Below are 16,525 nucleotides of genomic sequence, written 5' to 3' on the forward strand. Positions count from 1 at the left end.
ATTAATTCCTAATCATGCCACGCCGCTAACCAATTAGTCAGATTTTGACCGCGTAAAAGATGACGTGCTACCACCGCTTGTTGCAATGCTAATCCCTGTTGATAACTAGCGAATGGATCAGCAAGATGTGAGCGAATGGCATCAATCCAATCTTTATGCCGATTTTTTATTCGGGTGACGGGCAAATTACCTTGATAAGGCAATAGATTAGAACACACTACCGGCACTCCACACCAACCATATTCTAATAACCGTAAATTAGATTTGCAACGATTAAACGGATTATCTTCCAAAGGCGCAATCGCCAAATCCCATTGACTGACTAATGACATTAATCGTGCGGGATAATACGGTGTTGGAATACCATTAATAAACCGTTTGACTACTGGTTGCAAGCGCTCTGGACACATGCCAAAGAATTCCCATTCAACCTCATCCGCCAACGCGGTAATGACATTTTGCACGAGTTCCAAGTCGCCTTGATGACCAACGCCACCTGCCCAACCAATACGCGGTTTGCGCTTTTTATTTGCTTCTGTATAAACCCGCTGCGGCGGATTAATTCCCCATAAATGGGCGGGTAAACAATTTTCAACCACCCGCACATCCCGATTCAATTTATTTAATTGTTCGGCCAAAGGTGCAGTAGAAACAATTAGACGATCACATAGTCCAATTGCCTTTGTTAGGCGTTTGCGTATATCAGCTGGCATGGCATCGCGATGAATACTTTTTAGTGGAATATTGAATAGCAAGTCGTCTACTTCGTAAATTTTTTTAATGTGATTTAATTGTAGCAATTCTTCTAATAAGGTAATCTGAATATCTGTGTGTGGACGTTGGAAAATGAGGGTATCGGCACCGCTACGCAATACCAAATTAGCACCAAAAATTTCGTATGATAATCCGCCTTCAATTAACTGATCATCCAACATCGCCAACATAGGTTGAATAATACGATAATTACCACAGCCCTGCATGTCTGCGGGAAAAGCGATAACTTTTGGATAAATTAAAGCGTCATTTTTCGGCGGTGTTAATAGCGCATTAGTTTCAATTTCAAAGCTGCGATTAACTAAAGATAATCCCGGACTATATGCAGAATCGTTTGCCACGCATTGTGGCCATTTATTATAAAAAATCCCTTGTTCTTGACGAAACCGTTGTTGTTTTTTATCAGATTGTGCAATCTTTTTTTCCGCAGATTCAATAGCGCGTCGTTGACTGGCACTGCCCTCGTGCAGCAATATCGCTAATGGCGTCCAAACAATTTGCTTGCTTAATGCCGCCAGCCGTAGACAAAAATCTACGTCGTTATAACCGACAGCAAAATCGGTTTCATTCAACCCATTGACATCAAGATACAATTCTTTTTTGACCAATAAACACGCCGCCGTCACCGCCGAATAATTCTGCGTCACCTGCGCACGGAATAGATAGCCTGGTTGATCTTTTTCTAATCCTAAAAACGGATGCTCGGCCGGCCCCGCTAATCCTAATACCACGCCCGCATGTTGCACCTTACCGCCGGGAAATAATAATCGTGCACCAACTGCGCCAACTTCTGGCCGCAATCCATGTCGCATTAAATGATTTAACCAATCCGCTTGAAAAACAGCGGTATCATTATTTAACAGCAATAAAAACTCGCCAGTTGCTATTTGTGCGGCTTGATTATTTAACCGCGAAAAATTAAATGGTCCCGGCGCATACAGAACACGAATCCGTTCTGGCGCAATGGTCTCCATGCCGCGCAAATAGGCAACACATTCTGAATTGGTGCTGCCATTATCAATAATAATAATTTCATAATTGGGATAAACGGTTTTAGCTAAAATGGATTCCAAACAGCGTTGCAAATAGGGCAGTTGTTCTTTGGTGGGAATTAAAATGCTGACCTTTGGTGTGCGCGTCAACGGATGTAAAAAATGAAATGTCCCCGGCGCTGGCCCTTCATTCAGTGTCGCAGCTATGCCCAGCCGCTGCGCGTGTTGTTCTAATAAAATGCTTAATTTGTGCCAAGTTTCTGAGGTTGCCGCAAACACGGTGTCAATTGCTGGATTCAAATGCGCCAATACCAGCGGAACGCGCACAATGTGTTCTGATTTGAATTGTTCAATAGCAAATAAACAAAGCGCGTAGGCGGCTGTTAATTGCAATGGCCGTGCAGTGATTGCCGCCTGTTGATTAAATAAATCAGCGCGGGCGGCGAATACGCGGCCAATATACGGATAGCTGCGTAATAAATCGGGATTTAAGGCCGGTTTGAAATGCGGATTGGCGGGCGGTGTATTGCCGTCATAATGATCGTGATCGCAATATATCAATACCGCATCCGGCGCGGTTTTAATTGCCTGCGCCAGCACTTGCAGCGCCTCGGGTGTCAAAATGTCGCCAGACTGGAGATCAAGTCGCCAGTCATTTGCGCCCAGCGGCGGCAGATGTGCGGGTTGTCCACTCGCGTCACAAATCACGATCCAGCGGGCGGGATGGCGTTGCTGGTGGACGCTGCGCAGTGTGTGCGCGAGGCGAGCGGTGTTGTTATCTGCTTGAATAAACACCAAAAATTTAACCAACACGGGCGCAGCAGGGACGCGCTGTTCGGGGAATAACCAGCGCAATTGCAGCGCGTAATTGCGCACGGCGGCGGGAAAATAACTGCGGTCATCGCGTGATACAGTATGCACGGCAATGGGTTGCAGGCGCTCGACTCGCGGCGCAGCGGTCGGGTAGTGTGCAGCGACAATATCGTCTAAATGGCAGTGATTGACGCCGATTTGTACGAATTTTTGCCACAAATTCGGCACATCTGGCGCGGTGAGGTGCGGACAGGCGGCGCTGAGGTGAAAGGTTTTTAACGCGGCGTGATACACCGATGCGGTGGCGACGTGCTGCCCAAGTTGCGGTGATTGCCCGCCGTGATCGGTTGGTTCGTCCACATCGTCAAGAATTTGACGCGCCAGCCCGTGCGCCCATTCGCATTGGGTGCTGCGCGCCGCACCGAGTAACTGCGCCAAATGTTCGGTGGCGAGGGCATCTTCGCCGGCGATGTGACAAATCCATTGCCCCCGCGCCAGTCGCAGGCCGGCATTGGTGCGGCGAATCAGGTTGGAACGTGACGGATGTGGTGGCGATGTGAGCCGATATAGCCGCATTCGTTCGTCATGTTGCAAGTTGAGCCATTCCAACGTGGCGGCTGAATGCGTGGCGTCGGCGATAAACAGCACTTCAAACTGCGGGTAACTTTGCTGGCGCAGTGTGGGGATGAGACGCTCGAACACGCGCTCGCCGCAGGTGAAATCGGCGACGATGATGGAGATCAGCGGGCGCGAGTCGGTGAAGGCGCACCCGTAATTTGGGTGACGGCGCAACGCGGCGAGGCAGTCGCGGTCGGTTTGGATGCTGGGTAATTCGGTCACGGCTTGACCACCGCTGTTGAGGGTTGCTGTTGTGAAGCGGGTGGGCATGGCGTGGTAGATTCCAACTTTGGCCGAGGTTAGTCAATGGTCAGCAATTTGTGGGCCGTTTTTCCATTAAAAACCAGTTGCTGTCTTCGCCGGGGAAATTGGGGTCGTGGCGGTAAAGAAATCCGTAGTCAATCAACCGCAAATTTGGGAATCGAGCTAACATTTCGCCGGCGAAATCTCTTTTATAAAGTTTATTAGTGTGGCCGCGATAAACGATTTCGACTGGCTCTGGATTATAATACTCGGCTACCAGCACATACCGCGCCGCGCATTGATACATAAGATCATAAACCGCCGGCAATTTGTCGGGATGAATATGAATTAACACACCGCGAGTTAATACCAAATCCCACGTTTTATTTGCTTGAAAAGTGAGAATAGAGGTTTGGTGTAAATCAACAGCCGGCAGCGCTTTTTTTAATTCTGTTGCTGCTTTTTGATTGATTTCCACGGCGGACAGTTTTGCATCAGGAAGTAGTTGTTTTAATGCAATTAAATTCAACCCAATATTTGAACCAAACTCGATGATTGTGTTGAGTGTTTGAGTACGACTAATTACCTTGCATAAAAAAGCTAAATTGGCCGCAATGAGTTTATCGCCGCGGTTGCGATCAACATAATGATTGCCAAAATCACCGTGCCAAAATGCTTCTTGCTCTGTCTCAAATGGTGTCATGCTGCATCGCTCCCAGTTTTTAACTTTTATTCATTCACTGCATGGTTATCAAATAGATTATTGTGTGATTAATCCAATCACACACTCCCCATTTCATGTTAATATCTCATTAACACCTTCGTTTTGGAATACATAAACTCATGCCCAAAAGTATGACCGCCTTCGCCCGCCGCTGCGATAATGATGCGCCGGGTGAACTGATCTGTGAATTGCGCTCGATCAATCACCGCTTTTTTGAACCGACCATCCGCCTGCCCGACGACCTGCGCAGTCTTGATCCGCTGATCCGCGAGCGCCTCGGGCAACGACTGGAGCGCGGCAAATTGGATTGCACGGTGCGCTACACCCTCCAATCGGGCAAGGTCGCGCCGTTGCAACTCAACACCGCGCTGCTCGACCAACTGTTGGCGGTGACTGACACCCTCGCCATGCGGCTGGACGACCCGGCGCGCCCCAACGTGTTGGAACTGCTGCGCTGGCCGGGGCTGTTGATTGAACCAGCGCCCGACATGACGGGGGTGCAGGCGCGGGCTTTGGCACTGCTTGACCTGACCCTGACCGACCTGCTCGCGGCACGCGAGCGCGAGGGTAGCCGCTTGCAGGCGATGATTGAGCAGCGGTGCGAGCGCCTCGCCGCGCTGGTTGACACGGTGCGCGAGCGGCTGCCGACCTGTTTGGCCAACTACCGTCAACAATTGCACACCCGATTGGCGGAACTGCGGGCGGAACTTGACCCGACGCGGTTGGAACAGGAAATGTTGCTGTTTATCCACCGTACCGACGTGGCCGAGGAACTGGATCGCCTGACTAGCCACCTGACCGAGCTGCGCAGCACCTTGACGGCAACGGGCGCGATTGGGCGGCGGTTGGATTTTCTGCTGCAAGAATTGAACCGTGAAGCCAATACGCTCGGCTCCAAATCGCAGGATGTGGTGGTGACGCGGGCGGCGGTGGACATGAAAGTTGCCATCGAGCAAATCCGCGAGCAGGTGCAGAATTTGGAGTAATTGCGCATCGTTCCCCGCCAATTAGCATCATTTGCCGTCAGGTGCGCCCACCCGCCATCCGCTCCCGCACCTGCAACGCCACCGTCAGCGCTTTCAACCCGACTCGCCCGTCCACCAGCGGTTTGTCACCACTGCGCACCGCCGCGACGAATGCGGCAATTTCACAATCCAGCGGCTTGACGGCGGGTGGCGTGAGGCGCTGGCGCGTAATCACCGGCCGCTGCGCGGGATCAGACTGCGGTTGCGGGGCGGCGATGTCGAGCGTTTGCGCGGCAAAATCGAGTGCCAAGTACGCCTGCGGTTGAAACACGCGAATGTGGCGCACCCGTTTATCGGACACGCGGCTGGCGACCACGTTGGCGACGCAGCCGTTGGCGAATTCGAGTCGCGCACTGGCGATGTCAACATGCGGCGTCAACACGGATGCGCCGACAGCGCGAACGTCGGTTAAATCGCTGTCAACGAGCGCCAAAATGATGTCAATGTCGTGAATCATCAAATCGGTGACGACATCCACATCCGTTGCCCGTTCCACAAACGTACCGAGCCGCTGCGCTTCCAAATAACGCGGCGTGGTGATCCGCTCCGCCAGCGCCATCACCCCGGCGTTAAACCGTTCCAGATGACCAATTTGCAACAGCGCGCCATGTTGTTCAGCCAGCGCGACGATGGCGTGACCGTCCTCAAGCGTGGCGGCAATCGGTTTTTCCAACAGCACCGCGATGCCGCGTTCTAAAAATGGGCGGGCAACGTCCAAATGCAGACTGGTGGGGACGACGATGCTGACCGCGTCCACGCAATCAAGCACGGTGCGGTAGTCGGCGCTGTAGCCGCAGCCGGCTTCGCGGCCGATTTGCGCGGCGCGGGTTAAATCGGTGTCAATCACGGCGACGAGGTCAACGCCGGTTAATTGCGCGTAAATCAGCGCGTGAAAGCGGCCTAAATAACCTGCGCCAATCACGGCGACGCGCACGGGTATTGTCATGTTGTCATTCGCTCCCGCATCTGATGCGACATTTGATCGTTCCCACGCGCCAGCATGGGAACTGTTCTTCCTTGAAAATCAATCGGTTAAAAGCTCAACTGCATCACGCCTGAATCAACCAATTAACCCGCAGCGGTGCAGCAAAAATTCAACCAGCAACGGCACCGGCCGCCCCGTTGCACCCTTCTCCTTGCCGCTGACCCACGCCGTGCCAGCGATGTCCAAGTGCGCCCACGCCGGGAATTTTTTGGTGAACCGCCCGAGGAACAGCGCCGCCGTGATCGCCCCGCCGTCGCGTCCGCCGACATTCGCCATGTCGGCAAAATTGCTATCCAACTGCTGCTCGAATTCTTTCCACAACGGCAAGCGCCACACCCGATCCCCCGAAGTCTCACCGGCAGCCGTCAGAGTCGCGGCTAACTCGTTGTTATGCGTGAATAAACCGCTCGGATGATGCCCGAGTGCCACCACGCACGCGCCGGTCAAGGTCGCCATATCCAGCACCACCGCCGGATTAAACCGCTCGCAGTAAGTCAGCGCATCGCACAAAATCAAGCGCCCTTCCGCGTCGGTATTCAGCACCTCAATCGTTTGACCGGACAAACTGGTCAAGACATCGCCCGGTTTATACGCCGCGCCGCCGGGCAGATTTTCCGTCGCCGGAATCACGCCGATCACGTTGATTGGTAAGCACAATTCCGCCACCGCCCGCAGCGTCCCCAACACACTCGCGCCGCCGCTCATGTCGTACTTCATCTCGTCCATGTCATTGGCCGGTTTCAGCGAAATCCCGCCCGCGTCAAAGGTCAAACCCTTGCCGACCAGCACCACCGGCTGCGCATCCGCCGCCCCGCCCGCGTACCGCAACACAATCAACTTGGCCGGTTCACGACTGCCGCGTGCCACGCCGAGCATCGCCCCCATCCCCAGCGCCGCCATCGCGTCGGCATCCAAAATCTCCACCGTCACCTGCGGCGATTGCGTCGCCAAAAACTGCGCCTGTTCCGCCAAATAACTCGGGGTGCAAATATTGCCGGGCAAATTGGCCAAATCCCGCGTCCAATTGACCGCCGTCACCAACGCCTGCGCGTGCGTGATCGCCAACTCACACGCCGCCTGCGCCGCCCCATCCGCCACCCACAGCGTCAACTGGTCGAGCGGCGGCTTATCGCCCGGCTGCGCGGCTTTGGTTTGGGTATACCGGTAACTGCTCTGCCCGGCCGCTAACATTGCCGCCCGCGCCGAGTGATAAACCGACATCGCGGCCGGCAGCGGCTCGGGTAACGCCAAGGTCGCCGCCGTCACGCCCACGTCCGCCAAGCGCTCAAACGCTTTTTTCAAACTTTTGGCGTAATGAGCGCGGTCAAACTCGTCGGCTTTGCCCAAATTGACCAGCAGCACCCGTTCGGCCGCGACATTGGGCAGCGCGTACAGTAAAACACTCGCGCCAATTTCTTGATTCAAATCACCGCATGACACAAGGTGATTTAACGCACCGTTGCTGGCGCGATCAATTAACCCCGCGGCCGGCGTTAATTGCCCATTATTAAATGAACCCAAGACCAGGGCCGGGGTGGAAAGCGTGGCCAAGTCATTCGTTAAAACCGTTAATTTCATATTGATTTGCACAGTCCTTGAGTGTGTTGGATAGCGGATGAAGAATTCGTTTAACTGAGAGTGTTAAAATACGGCAAATAAAAAACGCTGTCAAAATGTCTTATTGCACCGGCGGCATGGCATACGGTAATAATTGTTCACCCGCTTCAAAGCGCCGTAACCACGCATCCCGATAGCGCGGCCCTAATGTGGTTAATGCACGATTGGCATCCGCATCAGAATAGAATAAACCATAAATGACCGCGTACATTTGTCCATTCGGCCCCGAGCGATACAAATAAATATCTTTCGCATCGCCGCCCTGTTCTTGCACAAAACTCCGCGCCGTGCGTTCTAATTGAAACGCCGCCAATTGAATACCAAAACCAATTTGGTTGAGTAGCACCGGCGCATCAGTTGGCATTGCGATTGGCGTGGACGATGCCGGGGATGCCGGCGACGCAGCAGGCGGTGGCGGCGCGGATAATACCGCCAATAACGCGCTATTTTCCTTAACTGGCGGTGGCGGCGCGGGTTTAACCACCGGCGGTTCAGGTGGCGGCTTGACCACCGGGGCGGCGGCAGCCACGCGCTCGGTACGCGGCGGCGCGGTTTCCAACGCGCTACTGGCGGCGGTCAATCGCTGCTGCATGTCGGTTTGAAACTGCGCCAGCGCCGCCGACTGCACCGCCAACTGCCGTTCCAGTGCCTCCATGCGCTGCTTGAGTAACGCAGTATCCCGCGCCGTATCCGTCACCGCGTTGATGAGCGCCAACTGTTGCGGCGTATCATTTGGCGTACTGCCCAGCCACCACCAGGTACCGATAAACAGCACCAACATGCTGATCGCCAATGCCGTTAATCCGCGTGTTATCAACGAGTTAAGTCGTTTAATTTCCGATTGTTCCGGGGCGAGACGCGCTGCCGCCGCACCTTTTTTTGACTTAACCGGCGCGGCCGCTGGACGTGACCGGGGCGGTGGCCGCTCGGATGGTGGCGAGAATGGTTCCGGATCAGGACGTGGTGGTGGTGACGGTTCACTGGCGGCCCGAGCGGCGGCGGCGGCGGCGATGGCGGTGGTCACGCCTACAGCGGCGGCGGCAGTGGCGGTGGCGGTGGCAGTGGAAAATTCAGCCGCAAATGCCGAAGGAGATGATAATTCCTGCTCTTCTACCGCTAAATCACGCATGGGTGGCGCAGTTGTGGCGGCTGCGCCGGACGTTTCAGTGGCTGCCAACGAGAGTGCCGCTGCCCGTTCGGCGGCGCGGCGTTCGTCATCAGTCACCGCTGGAGTGGCGGGAGCTGCACCAAATAGCGGCTCGACAGCATCCATCTCTTCCAGTGACCACATATCAGCCACCGGTGTAGCGGGTGGTGGCGCGGGCGCAGGTGATTCAACTGGCGATTGTTGCACTGTCGCAGGTGGCGCGGGCGCAGGTGATGTGGACAAGGGGGCGGGTTCCGATTCGGGTTCAAACTCGGTCAGGATGGCGGAGGTGGCGGTTAACTCAGACTCCGGCGGCGCTGGCGGTTCAAATGTCGGTGATGCAGGAGAGTTATCAGGGATCACATCTTGGGATTCCGGTTCGAATTCGGATAAGCGTTCATTGGCTTCATTGGCAAGCGGCGGGGTTTGATCAGTTGGATCAGGTGTGCTGGCGGGTGATTCGGGTGGCGGCGGTTGTTGGGCGGCGAGGGTTTCCACTTCGGCCAAAATTGCCGTTGCCACCGAGGCAATGTCCACCGGTTCGGCGTCAGCGATTGGCTCAGTTGACGGCGGCACGGGAAGATCAAGACTCAGTTCATCAAAATCGGCTTCTGAATCATCGTGCCGTTTTTGTTCAACTGGCGGCGCGTCAGTCACCGCTGGCACTGGCCGATCCTCCACCACCTGATCGCCCAGTGCATTCATCATTTTGAGAATCCATGCCACCTCTTCACTGTCTGCATTCGCATCAGCCGGCGGTGTCACCGTAACACTGGTCGCCATCCCATCGGGCTGATTATCGGACTGATTGGTTGCTGCCATTGCGCTGTCATCCTCGGCGATCCGTTGGGTCAGTCAAGAGCGTACCGACTCACGTTCCGCCCGCAAAAACTGTAAGACTTTCCGCACATAACCGACCGTTTCCGGGTAAGGCGGAATCTCGTAGCCGTAACGTTTTACCGCATTTTCACCGGCATTGTAGCCAGCTAAGGCTAACCGCAAATCGTTTTGAAATAAATCCAACAGCCAGCGCAAATAACTTGCGCCACCGCGAATGTTCTCGGCCGGATCCCAAATATCGCGTACTTTGAAACGGGCGGCGGTGTCCGGCATCAACTGCATCAACCCACACGCCCCCGCCGATGACAGCGCATCCGCTCGATAATTGGATTCGGTGCGAATCACCGCGTGCAGCAACGAAGGCCACAACCCGTACTGATTGGCGGTGCGCTCGATCAAATGGTGATAATACGCCCGCCGCGCCGCAACGGTCGCCGAGGGTGGTGCCGGCACGGTTGGGGTGCGCGACTGTGCCAGCAACTGCCGAGCGCGAGCCACCGCCGCCGCCGTAGCCGTCTGCTGTTCTAACAACTGCGCCGCCCGGCGACTAGCCACCAATTCCTGCAACTGCGCCTGGTTATTCGCCACCAGTGTGTGGTTACTCCGTTTCCATTCCAATTGCAAATCGGTATTGGTTAGCATGACGTCGGAAAAAATCACATTGCCTTTGTCATCAGTGTACTTATACACGTCCGCTGTGACGGAACATGTCAACACCAGCGCCAGCATCCCAAGACCGAATGACCATATCCGTTTGATATTCATCAATATTCTCCGCAAACATGTTCGCCAACACCGGCCGCACCAACCGCCATCACCACGTTCGGTCAATACAATCAGTTAGTGTGACCGCCCCGCCACCGTCAACGATAAAATCGTGCGCGACGACTTGCCCAAAACCAAAAACTGAATTATATTATCTTAGTAGAAATATACAGTTAGAATTGTTTGTTAAAGCTGTTTAGAGATTATGTTTACACACTTTCTTAATATTTGCTTCCAACCCGATGATTTAACGATGAATCTATCAAAGAGGACAATCGGATGAAGCGGCGCTCTTTTTTGGGCATGGTGTTGGCAATTACTGCCGCGCCAGCAGTGGCATACAAATCCAGTACACTGTTTTCGTTGGATGCGACTCTCAAGCCGCGTAGCCTGCATTTGCAGCACTTGCGCACCGAGGAGTCGCTCAATCTGGTGTACCGAATTGGTGATAATTATCAACGCAGTGCGTTAAGACGTTTAAGTTATTTGTTACGCGATTTCCGCAGCGGTGACAGTACCGCCATTGACCCGCGCCTGTTTGATTTGCTGTTTGACGTCCAAACCCAACTGGATTGTCGCGGTGAGCCGATTCAGGTGATCGGCGGCTATCGCTCCCCCACCACCAACCGCATGTTGCGCAGAACCTCCAGCGGCGTGGCCCGCCAAAGTCTGCACATGACCGGTCAAGCAGTGGACATCCGCATTCCATCCGTCTCGCTACGGTCACTGCGCAACGCGGCGGCGAAACTCGGCCGCGGCGGTGTCGGCTATTACCCCAGCTCCAATTTTGTGCATTTGGACACAGGGCAACCACGCCGTTGGAGCGCCTAACCTACTGATTATCGGTAGGTTCTGGCAATCCAACCGCCTCGCGCCGCCAGAGTACGACAAACGGTGGCGTCCGCCCTGGCTGCGTGTTGACCAGCACCTCCGTCGTCCGCTGCGCCGACTCGTCCGCTTTAAATGTCACGCGCAGCCGGTACTGCGGCCCCCCGCGATCCGTCGGGGCGGTGCGTTCCACCCCCACCTCAGGTGGCGCATCGCGGGTGGCGATGATCTCAAGTGCTTGTTCATAGGTCACATTTTGCGTCGCCGCGATCACCGCCGCCGAGGCAAAGCGGGCGTTAAACCCAAGATTACTCGCGCTGCTGCTGGTGGCATGACCGCCAAACACCGGTTGACTGGATACCCCGCCGCCGGCGCTCGTGCCACTGACACGCAAGTCCGGCGCCAGCCGCGCCAGCACCGCTGGCGTCATGCCCAACACTTGACCCAATTCCTCGACGCTCTCAAATGGCGCATCCCGCGCCCCGTAACTCAACCCCGCCGCTTCGTAATCGCCATCCTCCGCGCCGTTCAACTGGGTTAAATCATCCACGTCGCGCCAGTCGAGAATCGCATCCGCCAGCGCGTCCAGTTGCTCAACATCCGCCCCGGCCAACTCCAGCAAAATTGCCCACTGGTCACGAGTCACCTGATTGACATCCAGCCGCGATGCCTCGTTGGTGATCTGCACTTCCAACTCGGTGTCGTCAAATTGCAACAGGTGCGTACTGCCATCAGGTAGCCAAACGGCGGCGTCATCCACTTGGATGTCAGACGGGCGGGTGATGAGATTTAAGACGGTCAAGGTGATCGCCGCCTCGGCATGTGCGCGAAACTGCGCCGCGGCCAAATAATTGCGCGTCAAGGCGGCGGTGCTGCGCTGCGTACTGGTCAAGCCTAGCGCGATCACCGACAACAGCGCGATCACCCACAGCACGATCACCAGCGCGATGCCGCGTTGCTGGCGCAGGTTGAACAATTGCCGACGGATCATTTGCTCACCTCGTTGGTCAGGGTGGCGGTGGTCTGCACGGCCGCGCCGGGTAACACAATCACGTTGGCCGGCCACGACTGCGACGGCGTGGTCAACACCAAACTGATCGCCTGCGGCGGGTGCGGCTGCTCCAACCACTCCGCCCCCCAACTGGCGGCAGTGTCACCCGCCAACTCACCGCTGCGCACACCAAAATACGCCAGCTCGAATTCGCCCACGTCCGGCAGTAACAACGTCCGCCCGTAGCCGCCGGCGGCGAGGTCTTGGTCAAGATCGCCATCCGCGCCGGCCGCTTCCGCCGTCGCCAGCGCCAGCGGTGTCCACGCCGGATAGTCGCCATCGCCACCGGCCAACACGTCCGGGTGCAGCAACCAGCGCGTCAAAACCAGCCGCTGGCGGTCGCGGTCAGCCGTTTCCAGCGTCAACCGTAGAATGTACAACCCGGGGATGCCGACGTGTGCTGACAGCGGCGCGACCCACTCGACCTGTTGCGCGTCACCGGCAAACACCTGCTGGCGCTGGCCGTCGTCGAGCGTGACCTGCACCTCGCGCTGCGAGCGCCACGAGCGGGCGACAAATTCGCGGGCAAAGCGCAGTTCGCTAACTTGATCGGAGATGGTTTCGACGCTCTCCCACGCACGGCTGCCCAGGCGCAGTCCCGAAAACAGCAGTACGACGATGATGACGATCAACACCAGTGCGATCAGTAATTCAACCAACGTGAAGCCGATTTGACTGGTGCGAATTGGGCGGGAATGCGAGGCGAGTAGCAGCACAGAAGTCTTTGATTATTCAGGTAATTTATGGCGGCGTGGTCAGCGACTCACCCAAGCGCAGGGTGCGCAACGTCACGCGGCGCGGCTGACCGGGATTCGGCCACGAGGTAACGGCGGTCACTTCATACACCTGCACCGTCTGCGCCTCCGCCAGCCAATCAACCAGTGGATAGGGTGCGACATGCACAATCCAATCCAATTCCTGCTCGGGTTCACCGCTATAAATCCCTTCAGCTAATGGAATATCAATCCCAACGCTATTCAATTTTTCCTCCGCCAATGCCACAGCACGGCTGTATTGACCACTGGTGGCGGTATTATTCATAGCGCGGGAAAAAATCTGTAATAACACGCCTAATGACAGCGCGAGAATGGCAAAGGCGATCAATACTTCGAGTAATGAAAAACCGGTTTGGCGGCGATGATAACGGGATTGCAGCATATATGAAACGAATGCGTTCCCACGCGGGCGCAATGGGAACGATCAAAGCAGATGTTTTATTTAATGCGCCGCAGCAGGTGTATCAACCGCAGCAAATGGCTCAGGTTTCGGTGTATTCGCCACCGACGGCGGCAATTGCGGTAAAGCAAAATTGGGTTGATCGCCCGTTAACGTATTAAGAAATGCCACAACTTTTGCATTCTCATCGGCGGTTAAGGTGCGATTTAATTGAATATGCGCCATGATGTTGACGGCATCATTTAATGATTGCACCGCGCCGTCGTGGAAATACGGATAGGTTAAAGCGATATTCCGCAAGGTCGGCACCTTGAATACTAAACGGTCGGCATCCTTACCCGTCACGGCAATGCGACCTTCCGCCGGATTAGTGGTTTGATACGGTGCAATCACGCCAACCTTTTGGAATGAACTGCCACCGACTGCTGGGCCATTATGACACGCAACGCACCCAACTGATTTGAATAAGTCATAACCAGCGCGTTCTTCAGCCGTGAGCGCCGTTTCATTACCCGCCAACCATTGATCGAAGCGCGAATTGGGCGTGACCAATGTTTTCTCAAACTCGGCAATGGCTTGCGTCACCTGATCGAGCGTAATGGGCGTTTGATTAAACACGGTTTTGAATTCGGCAACGTAGCCAGGAATCCCATTTAAGGTCGCCACCGCCGCCGTATGATCCATTGCCATTTCACGCGGATTGGCAATTGGTCCGGCGGCCTGTTCTTTCAAATCAGCCGCCCGTCCATCCCAAAACTGCGCAACACTCAATCCCGAGTTTAATACAGTTGGCGAATTGATCGGTCCCTGTTGCCAATGATGACCGACCGAGGTTGGCAAATTATCGGTGCCACCCATACTCAAATTATGACAGGAATTACACGAAATAAAACCCGATTTAGACAAGCGCGGATCGAAATATAATTTTTTACCCAATTCAACTTGCGCGCTATTCACATCTGATGGCGGTGTGAGCGGTTGAATCGGTTCTGCTGCGCCACTAGGAATAGTGGTAAACCACAATCCAATCCCCGTTGCTAATACGGTAGATTTAAGTGTCATCATGGAGTCAAAGCCTCAGCTTGTGATTAAATTACAAAGGCACACCAATTTGGTGCAATGTGATACTAGGGTACACCAAAATATGCGCAGTGGGGCGCTCATTCAGGTTAATACAACAACATTTGTGCGTAATCGCTGCGCCAAATTCCGATGAGTGATTGTCACGCGAAGTGAACATCGCATTTTTTGTTATCGCAGCACCACTCGGCCACGCAACTATTAAGACAGTATTGAGTGACACTATGAAAACGCTGCATCCATTTTTACCCGATTTTAACGAATTACCAACCTTGTTGCCAATTTTTCCATTCAATGGCAGCATCCTGTTGCCTGGCGTACAATTACCACTCAACATATTTGAACCGCGTTATCTTAATTTGGTGCAAGCAGCACTTTCTGAACCGCAACATTTATTAGGATTAGTACAGCCGGTGATGAATAAGGTTAATGATGAATCTCCATCATTATTACATCGCATAGGTTGTGCTGGACGGATTACCGCGTATAGTGAAACGCAAGATGGACATATTATTTTGGTATTAACCGGGGTCTGTCGTTTTGAGCGGGCAACTGAATTAAATGAACACCAAGGATTTCGGCGTATTCAAATCAATTGGGCGCGGTTTGCTGACGATTATAGCTATCACAATGACACCATTCCAATTAAAGAACGTGAACAGTTAATCACCGAATTGCAGCGTTTTTGTGCCTGTCAACAAATTGAGTTGCCCTGGGAAGAACTCGCACACATGACTGACGCAATATTGGTCAATTTATTATGTGCGCATTTACCAATTGATCCCGATGACAAACAATCTTTATTAGAAATTGTTAAACTGTCGGAGCGGGCTAAATTGCTGCGTAGCTTATTGGCGATGGCGGTCTTCGTCCACACGCACGGGAGTACATCTCTGCATTAAGTTGCTTTTAATTGTATGATCGGATACTATTAATTAATAGTACAACCATCGCATGAAATAAAGGTTAACATGCCAATCATCGTCACCCCCGCCGCTGCGGAACATATTCAAGCGACACTATTAGAACATGGTCAAAGTATCGGGATCCGTATTGGAACACGCAATCATGGATGCGCGGGCTATACCTATGTTGTTAATTATGCCGACTCTATTGAAGAAAATGATAGCGTCTTTTACAGTCAAGGAATCACTATTATCGTGGACAACGATAGTTTGCCACTCGTTGATGGCACTGAAATAGACTTTTATAAAACAAATCTATTCAGTCAAGGGCTTGAATTTTATAATCCAAATGTTAAACATCAGTGTGACTGTGGCGAATCATTTTCAGTGGAATAATCGCCTGAACGCGCCAGAATATATTCTACAGTCTCTATCATTGCATGATAAATCAAATCATAACACCACAACAACGGAGATTTAGTGATGCTTGATGCGCGAATCGCAGCAATAATTGATGACTTTGCATTATTGGATGATTGGGAAGACCGGTATCGGTATTTGGTTGAATTGGGCGAGCAATTACCAACCATGCCAACCGCGCTTAAAACCGATCATAACCAGGTTAAAGAGTGTATGAGTGTTGTGCATATTCATACCGAATATGATCCACTCCATCCAGGACAGCTGCGTCTTTACGGTGACTGTGATACGGCAATTATTAAGGGCGCGGTCGCCTTATTAATTGAATTATGCCAGAATAAAACGCCAACCGAGGTTGAACAACTAGACATAGATGCACTGTTTTCGGGATTAAACTTAGAAGAACATCTCAGCCCAAATCGGCATGTTGGTGTCTATGCCATCGTGAATAAAATAAAACAACAAGCACACGCGCTTGTTTGATCTGTGGCAACAAGATAATTTCAATTTAGTCGCATCAAT

Annotated in this window: 15 protein-coding genes; 5 read left to right on the plus strand and 10 right to left on the minus strand. The window is 53.5% G+C overall.

The window, feature by feature from the left end; all coding sequences use genetic code 11:
* Positions 1-8 precede the first annotated feature (8 nt).
* The gene (locus HUK38_RS07105; RefSeq protein WP_182583627.1) at positions 9-3,467 is read right to left on the minus strand and encodes a glycosyltransferase; all 3,459 of its coding nucleotides are present in this window, start codon (positions 3,465-3,467) and stop codon (positions 9-11) included.
* A gap of 40 nt (positions 3,468-3,507) precedes the next feature.
* The gene (locus HUK38_RS07110) at positions 3,508-4,143 is read right to left on the minus strand and encodes a pseudaminic acid biosynthesis-associated methylase (RefSeq protein ID WP_182583628.1); all 636 of its coding nucleotides are present in this window, start codon (positions 4,141-4,143) and stop codon (positions 3,508-3,510) included.
* Between the two features lie 140 nt (positions 4,144-4,283).
* Here HUK38_RS07110 and HUK38_RS07115 point away from each other — a divergent pair, with 140 nt between their 5' ends.
* Positions 4,284-5,150, plus strand: a complete 867-nt coding sequence (locus HUK38_RS07115; RefSeq protein ID WP_182583629.1) for a YicC/YloC family endoribonuclease — start codon at positions 4,284-4,286, stop codon at positions 5,148-5,150.
* A 37-nt stretch (positions 5,151-5,187) separates the two neighbouring features.
* Here HUK38_RS07115 and HUK38_RS07120 read toward each other — a convergent pair whose 3' ends face one another.
* The 4 genes from HUK38_RS07120 to HUK38_RS07135 all read right to left on the minus strand — a co-directional run bounded on the left by HUK38_RS07120 (position 5,188) and on the right by HUK38_RS07135 (position 10,543).
* Positions 5,188-6,135, minus strand: a complete 948-nt coding sequence (locus HUK38_RS07120) for a Gfo/Idh/MocA family protein (RefSeq protein ID WP_182583630.1) — start codon at positions 6,133-6,135, stop codon at positions 5,188-5,190.
* A gap of 114 nt (positions 6,136-6,249) precedes the next feature.
* Positions 6,250-7,752 carry a leucyl aminopeptidase gene (locus HUK38_RS07125; protein WP_182583631.1) on the minus strand — a complete coding sequence of 501 codons (1,503 nt, stop codon included), beginning with the start codon at positions 7,750-7,752 and terminating at the stop codon, positions 6,250-6,252.
* 100 nt (positions 7,753-7,852) lie between these two features.
* Entirely contained in the window at positions 7,853-9,760 is a 1,908-nt protein-coding gene (locus HUK38_RS07130) for an SPOR domain-containing protein (RefSeq protein WP_182583632.1), read from the minus strand.
* Positions 9,761-9,793: 33 nt separating this feature from the next.
* The gene (locus HUK38_RS07135; protein ID WP_182583633.1) at positions 9,794-10,543 is read right to left on the minus strand and encodes a lytic transglycosylase domain-containing protein; all 750 of its coding nucleotides are present in this window, start codon (positions 10,541-10,543) and stop codon (positions 9,794-9,796) included.
* A 279-nt stretch (positions 10,544-10,822) separates the two neighbouring features.
* Here HUK38_RS07135 and mepK point away from each other — a divergent pair, with 279 nt between their 5' ends.
* Positions 10,823-11,374 (plus strand): peptidoglycan L,D-endopeptidase MepK, encoded by a 552-nt coding sequence (gene mepK, locus HUK38_RS07140; RefSeq protein ID WP_182583634.1) that lies wholly within the window; start codon positions 10,823-10,825, stop codon positions 11,372-11,374.
* A gap of 1 nt (position 11,375) precedes the next feature.
* On the opposite strand, the gene HUK38_RS07145 is transcribed toward mepK, so the two are convergent.
* Genes HUK38_RS07145 through HUK38_RS07160 form a run of 4 tightly spaced genes read right to left on the minus strand, consistent with a single transcriptional unit; the run spans position 11,376 to position 14,663 of the window.
* Positions 11,376-12,362 carry a type II secretion system minor pseudopilin gene (locus tag HUK38_RS07145; protein ID WP_182583635.1) on the minus strand — a complete coding sequence of 329 codons (987 nt, stop codon included), beginning with the start codon at positions 12,360-12,362 and terminating at the stop codon, positions 11,376-11,378.
* On the minus strand, positions 12,359-13,138 hold the full coding sequence (locus HUK38_RS07150; protein ID WP_338065378.1) for a prepilin-type N-terminal cleavage/methylation domain-containing protein: 780 nt from the start codon (positions 13,136-13,138) through the stop codon (positions 12,359-12,361). Before HUK38_RS07150 ends, HUK38_RS07145 begins: the two co-directional genes overlap by 4 nt.
* Positions 13,139-13,163: 25 nt before the next feature.
* Positions 13,164-13,580, minus strand: a complete 417-nt coding sequence (locus HUK38_RS07155; RefSeq protein WP_182583636.1) for a type IV pilus modification PilV family protein — start codon at positions 13,578-13,580, stop codon at positions 13,164-13,166.
* A 60-nt stretch (positions 13,581-13,640) separates the two neighbouring features.
* Entirely contained in the window at positions 13,641-14,663 is a 1,023-nt protein-coding gene (locus tag HUK38_RS07160; protein WP_202985523.1) for a cytochrome-c peroxidase, read from the minus strand.
* A 239-nt stretch (positions 14,664-14,902) separates the two neighbouring features.
* Between HUK38_RS07160 and HUK38_RS07165 the strand changes: the two genes are divergently transcribed.
* The 3 genes from HUK38_RS07165 to HUK38_RS07175 all read left to right on the plus strand — a co-directional run bounded on the left by HUK38_RS07165 (position 14,903) and on the right by HUK38_RS07175 (position 16,486).
* Positions 14,903-15,580, plus strand: a complete 678-nt coding sequence (locus tag HUK38_RS07165) for an LON peptidase substrate-binding domain-containing protein (RefSeq protein WP_182583637.1) — start codon at positions 14,903-14,905, stop codon at positions 15,578-15,580.
* A 69-nt stretch (positions 15,581-15,649) separates the two neighbouring features.
* Positions 15,650-15,979 carry a HesB/IscA family protein gene (locus HUK38_RS07170; RefSeq protein ID WP_182583638.1) on the plus strand — a complete coding sequence of 110 codons (330 nt, stop codon included), beginning with the start codon at positions 15,650-15,652 and terminating at the stop codon, positions 15,977-15,979.
* Between the two features lie 87 nt (positions 15,980-16,066).
* Positions 16,067-16,486 carry a SufE family protein gene (locus HUK38_RS07175; protein ID WP_182583639.1) on the plus strand — a complete coding sequence of 140 codons (420 nt, stop codon included), beginning with the start codon at positions 16,067-16,069 and terminating at the stop codon, positions 16,484-16,486.
* The last annotated feature ends 39 nt before the right edge of the window (positions 16,487-16,525 follow it).

The organism is Thiospirillum jenense, assembly GCF_014145225.1.
GTDB classification, from domain to species: domain Bacteria; phylum Pseudomonadota; class Gammaproteobacteria; order Chromatiales; family Chromatiaceae; genus Thiospirillum; species Thiospirillum jenense.

Excerpts from the sequence above, each read along its gene's own strand:
- HUK38_RS07175 (WP_182583639.1), top strand. The coding sequence starts at position 16,067 with ATGCTTGATGCGCGAATCGCAGCAATAATTGATGACTTTGCATTATTG.
- HUK38_RS07115 (WP_182583629.1), top strand. The coding sequence starts at position 4,284 with ATGCCCAAAAGTATGACCGCCTTCGCCCGCCGCTGCGATAATGATGCG.
- HUK38_RS07130 (WP_182583632.1), bottom strand. The coding sequence starts at position 9,760 with ATGGCAGCAACCAATCAGTCCGATAATCAGCCCGATGGGATGGCGACC.
- HUK38_RS07120 (WP_182583630.1), bottom strand. The coding sequence starts at position 6,135 with ATGACAATACCCGTGCGCGTCGCCGTGATTGGCGCAGGTTATTTAGGC.
- HUK38_RS07155 (WP_182583636.1), bottom strand. The coding sequence starts at position 13,580 with ATGCTGCAATCCCGTTATCATCGCCGCCAAACCGGTTTTTCATTACTC.
- mepK (WP_182583634.1), top strand. The coding sequence starts at position 10,823 with ATGAAGCGGCGCTCTTTTTTGGGCATGGTGTTGGCAATTACTGCCGCG.
- HUK38_RS07135 (WP_182583633.1), bottom strand. The coding sequence starts at position 10,543 with ATGAATATCAAACGGATATGGTCATTCGGTCTTGGGATGCTGGCGCTG.
- HUK38_RS07145 (WP_182583635.1), bottom strand. The coding sequence starts at position 12,362 with ATGATCCGTCGGCAATTGTTCAACCTGCGCCAGCAACGCGGCATCGCG.
- HUK38_RS07110 (WP_182583628.1), bottom strand. The coding sequence starts at position 4,143 with ATGACACCATTTGAGACAGAGCAAGAAGCATTTTGGCACGGTGATTTT.
- HUK38_RS07165 (WP_182583637.1), top strand. The coding sequence starts at position 14,903 with ATGAAAACGCTGCATCCATTTTTACCCGATTTTAACGAATTACCAACC.
- HUK38_RS07170 (WP_182583638.1), top strand. The coding sequence starts at position 15,650 with ATGCCAATCATCGTCACCCCCGCCGCTGCGGAACATATTCAAGCGACA.
- HUK38_RS07105 (WP_182583627.1), bottom strand. The coding sequence starts at position 3,467 with ATGCCCACCCGCTTCACAACAGCAACCCTCAACAGCGGTGGTCAAGCC.
- HUK38_RS07125 (WP_182583631.1), bottom strand. The coding sequence starts at position 7,752 with ATGAAATTAACGGTTTTAACGAATGACTTGGCCACGCTTTCCACCCCG.
- HUK38_RS07160 (WP_202985523.1), bottom strand. The coding sequence starts at position 14,663 with ATGATGACACTTAAATCTACCGTATTAGCAACGGGGATTGGATTGTGG.